Origin of the sequence: Bacillus sp. ok061, assembly GCF_900108285.1 — a bacterium.
GTDB classification, from domain to species: domain Bacteria; phylum Bacillota; class Bacilli; order Bacillales; family Bacillaceae_G; genus Bacillus_A; species Bacillus_A thuringiensis_S.
Window position 1 is genome coordinate 1 of the sequence record NZ_FNUW01000073.1, and the last position, 4,723, is coordinate 4,723.

Here is a 4,723-nt window from a genome sequence, read left to right on the forward strand (position 1 = left end):
TTTCTTACGATTAGTCAACCTGTATTTTTAGGTTTTTAATGGAGTAAATATCAGAAGGAACAAATACTTGTTATCATGCATACCAAAGATCCCCTAATATATACTCGTTTTTTTACTAGGGGTGAGATATGATGAATGAAACTATGATATTAGGCCGTTAACCGATAATCATAGTGTATATCATGTGTAATAAGGTGAAAGAGGAGCTTCAAGAACTTGTTTACACATGCAATGGACGCAACTTTATGACATTTGTTATAGGGTTGCGTTTTTAATTTATCGTAATACTCAGCAATGTGATTTTGTCCGTAACGTCGTTGTTTAATCATGTTCTTGATGATGAGGAAAAGGAGCTTCCGCAAATGTTTATTTCCACGTTTATTGATTTTATCTTAAAAAATGGTTTTACCTGATTGAAAACGGCGTATATTAATACCAGCAAATGCATTGAGTTGCTTGTTATTGTTAAAGCGAGTAATATCTCCTATTTCAGCCATCAAGCGTACTGCAGTATTCGGTCCAATCCCAGGAAGACTAAGAATGATATTGTATTCTGCACGTTGCTCGGCTATATATACCATCTTGTTAATACAGCATTCTTTTTGGTGAAGAAGCTCTTGATAGCGCTTTGCGTATAATTTGAGTTGATCACACAGAACATCGTTCTGTGAAACAGCAGGATAGGAAGTTTTCGCTATTTCAAGTATCTGAATCGCTTTTTTCTCCGCTGTAATATTTGATATTTTTTTATTGGTGTTGGCACGAATACGATTTTTTATAATGGTTTTTGAAAGACCTAAAATACAATCTGGATGGGGGAATAATTGAACAAAATTTAAAAATAAATCAGATTTACTGGTAAACATTCTCTCCAATTCAGGAAATGTTAATTGGATTACTTTATGCATACGACCACGAATTATCGATAATTCACTATCCAGTTCGCTATACAATCTAGAAAGAGATTTTAGCTGGTAGAATAAATTATCAGTTCCGGTAAATACCCTTCGGGTAGCTGTAAAATGAGTGAGAGCTAATCGGTGTGCGTCGCTCCGATCGGTCTTATGAATCCGTAAGGAATCACATTGTAGCTTGGCTTCTAATGGGTTTAATAAACAATATGTATACTGATTATCTTGCATAAATCGTTCTAGCTGCCTGGAATAGATACCTGTTGCTTCGAATACGATTTTAGGCAATTCACCGGTCTTATCTGTAAGCTCATGAATCTTTTCTTGTAACTTTTTGAATTCAGGTTTAGAATGCTTAATTTCACTTTCAAATACACATTGTTTCTGTGCATTATAAATTACCATATAACTTTTACCCATACTGATGTCAAACGCAATTACGTGTTTCATAAAGTTCCTCCTTAGGTGGAATTGAAGACTTCAACTTACACTTATCGATTCTCATTTCTTATACACGATCTCGAAGACCAACATACTAAAAACTGATTCAAATAAGGTAAGTGAAGAAGGTCAGTTTTGTATACGGATTCAGGATCCCAAGACACCCACGACCTTCTCTTCACGTCTACTATATAAAAAATAGTAGTGCGAACCAATGCCTTGGTCTGCACTACTAATCTTAGTATGTTCTGTATAGATTGGAAAAGAAGCAAGTAATCTTTAATCATATATATGACCTTATATTTACTCAGTTCTCATTTCTTTTTCATAAGAAGCAATTGCCGCATTTGAAATATGGTAGAAGAAATGAGTAGTATGGCAATCAGTTTCCAATATGAATGACATTCCAATCGTTCTTGCTTTATCTTTTTACAATGATGAATATGAAAGAATGATTTCCCCGTTTTAAATAAAATCTGTTGGGTAAAGAACTGGCGCGGTATCAGTTATGTCCCGTTTCCAGCCCCTCCCCATAAGAAATGCTCGTGAGGTTTTCCCTCAAGCAGCTCACCCCATAAACTTCATCGAAAGGATTATGAGACCTATCAAAGTGCAGACACTTTCATCGGAAACTCTCTGCACTTTCCAATCCCAGTAAAGCCCCAGTGCACCATAGAGATATTTGTTACTCCATCTCTGCCATCCGATGCTAAGCTTTCGTCGTCGTTTCCTTCTCGTTAACAGTGTACGAATTTTTATCTCCGTGTAATCACGTACTTCACTGAAGGCTTGACTAGAGTTCCCAACAAGGAAGTAGTTCACCCAACCAATCAGTACGGCATTGATTTGCTTTATTAAGTCTTGTGCTGGCTTCGCTCCTGCATTTTGAATGAGTTCGCGAATTTTTGCTTTCACTGTCGTGTGAGCTTTCTTCTTCGGGATCATGAAAACGAAGAATCCATTCTTATTTCGGTTCGGTATTCATCTCAGGTCAAAACCTAAAAATCCGAAGGATTCTCCTTTTAGGACATTGACCATCTGAGTCTTCTCCAGATTCAGTTCAACTCCCAAAGGCTTTAACTGTTCCCACAGTCGTCGTAATGCCAGTTCAGCCCATCCACTTTTACTGGAGTGTCCGCTTACAGCGATAACTATATCGTCGGCAAAACGGTGATCGTTTACAGCTTCGTAATTGCCATCAGCTGTTTTGCGTCGAATGGCATCAAATGTCCAATCCACTTCATTGAGGTAAATGTTCGCGGCTAGTGGAGAAGATGGCCCCCCTTGCGGGACACCGATCTTTCCTGTTGCCTTAATTACCTGTTTTACAAGATGCATAACCTGTGGGTCTTGTACACGTTTCGTGATTATCTTCAATAATATGTTGTGTCGGATTCTATCAAAGTAGCGTGACAAATCAACATCAATTATTATGGTCATACGGCGCAATATACTGCGTCGTACTTCTGCCAATGCCTGATGTGGAGAGTGTTTCGGCCGAAACCCATGCGAGTTTGGACAGGAATCAGCTTTGAAAATTGCTTCTAATATGAGTTTTAGCGCTTCTTGTACTACACGATCTCGTATACACGGAATTTGCAGAGTTCGCATTTTGCCATTTGCCTTTGGAATTTTTACTCTTCGGTTGGCTTGTGATCGGTATATTGCAGCTTGCAATTCCTCTTGAATACCCGTTAAGAATGGGATAACTCCTTCTAGTTCTATATTAGCAAAACTTTTTCCATCAATGCCTGGAGCACCGTTGTTTTTCCTCGCCTGTTGATATGCTTCGTGAAGGGTTGTCATTTTGGTAATGTGGGTAAATAGCCCCAAAAACCGGTGCGTAGGTTCAGACTTCGCCTTTCGATAGATTCGTTGCCTTAGTTCCTGCAAAGTGATGGGTGTTTTTGTCATGGCACCTCCCAGGTTACCGGAGTGGAGTCTATTCTCCCGATTGGACTTTCACCAACTAGATAATGTGTCCTTATCTGGACACGCCGATTTGCCAAGGTAAAGGATACCAATCATGTACTTGTACCATCGGGATAATATCTGTAGGGGTGTTTGTAATATATACATTGATACCACTGAGACGTTTACTACGAGGGGAATACTTTATTCCTTTCTTTTTCTCACTTACAGCTTGATCTTGTAATCGTTTTTTTTGTTGTTCTTTTGTTAGCCGATGAATAATGACACGAGTTGGGACTTTATCAGTCATTCCTACATAAGCGTTGGATATTTCACATGTTTGTCCTGGTTGAAGAGAGTTCATTAAGACAACCATATCTATCTGGATATACTCTGTACCTTTCTTGATTCTTCCATCTTGAAAATAATCAGGGGCGGGATTTTTTTTGATAAATACGTGTATTTGATTTAATATGAGAGATATAGTAAGCCTTTTTATCTTGTATGTGTTGAAGATCTTTCAAATGAAAATACCCTAAATCTCGGATACATAAATCATTCGCTGTCACAGTTGGAACATACAGGGAACCGTAGGTTCGATCATGTTGTTTCCCTGGACCCGTATGAATATGAAGGAACTGTCCACTTAATAAATCATACTCAAGCTGCATCTTTACTCCCGCTGTATGGCTGCATCCTCCTGCACCTGGATAAACGGATGAAAAAGGATCTGGAAGTTGAAATGTAGTTGAATCTAAAATACGAATACGCTTGAAAACAGAAGTATATGGAGAAGAAATTGGCATAGATGAGGTTAATCTTTTGTTTAATAGTTCGGCTAGTAGGTGTTGTAAAAGTTGGACGGACGCCTTATTAAATCGTTGATTCAGTCCCTCAGGACTGATAAGTACTGCTGTTGATGCTTCTAAACAGCTAGATAACTGAGTTAAAGAAGTCATAGCTACATTTTGGCTCATCTATACACATAAAGCGATTAAATCTTTTGCTTAGTACTTACTGGTTCGTTGTACGAAACCAACATCTCTAGCAAGATTCCGTAAGGTATTTGGAGATAAAAAACGCGATCCTTTCCTATTGGAGTGAACCCTTAGAATGAGACGAAAAAAAACACCTCTCTAAATCGTAAGTATCAGTTATGATTTTAATGGAGGTGTTTTTCTTATGGGGAAAAAGACGCATTATCCCGCCGAAATAAAGTGGAAAGTAGTTGAAATGAAACACCAAGGATTCAAAAACAAAGAAATTATGGATGCCCTAGGAATTAAGCATGTGGCTCAAATTAAAACTTGGATGAAATGGTATCGTGAAGGCGAAACCTATCGGTTTGAACAGTCTATTGGAAGACAATCTGCACATGGAAAAGGCTTAAAAAGGTTAACAGAACTTGAACAAAAAGAATTAGAAATACGTTATTTAAAGGCAAAGATTATATTGCTGGA

5 pseudogenes are annotated in these 4,723 nt (G+C 38.0%); 1 reads left to right on the forward strand and 4 read right to left on the reverse strand.

Features of this window, described 5'->3' with window-relative positions:
- Positions 1-149: 149 nt before the first annotated feature.
- The 4 pseudogenes from C4S65_RS33700 to C4S65_RS33715 form a co-directional block, all read right to left on the reverse strand.
- Positions 150-1,361 (reverse strand): annotated as a pseudogene (locus C4S65_RS33700) (IS110 family transposase).
- A gap of 41 nt (positions 1,362-1,402) precedes the next feature.
- Positions 1,403-1,831: pseudogene (locus C4S65_RS33705) on the reverse strand (IS4 family transposase); the annotation flags it as partial.
- A gap of 88 nt (positions 1,832-1,919) precedes the next feature.
- Positions 1,920-3,266: pseudogene (gene ltrA, locus C4S65_RS33710) on the reverse strand (group II intron reverse transcriptase/maturase).
- A gap of 79 nt (positions 3,267-3,345) precedes the next feature.
- Positions 3,346-4,378: pseudogene (locus tag C4S65_RS33715) on the reverse strand (IS4 family transposase); the annotation flags it as partial.
- Positions 4,379-4,445: 67 nt separating this feature from the next.
- On the opposite strand from C4S65_RS33715, the pseudogene C4S65_RS33720 reads away from it, so the two are divergent.
- Positions 4,446-4,723: pseudogene (locus C4S65_RS33720) on the forward strand (IS3 family transposase); the annotation flags it as partial.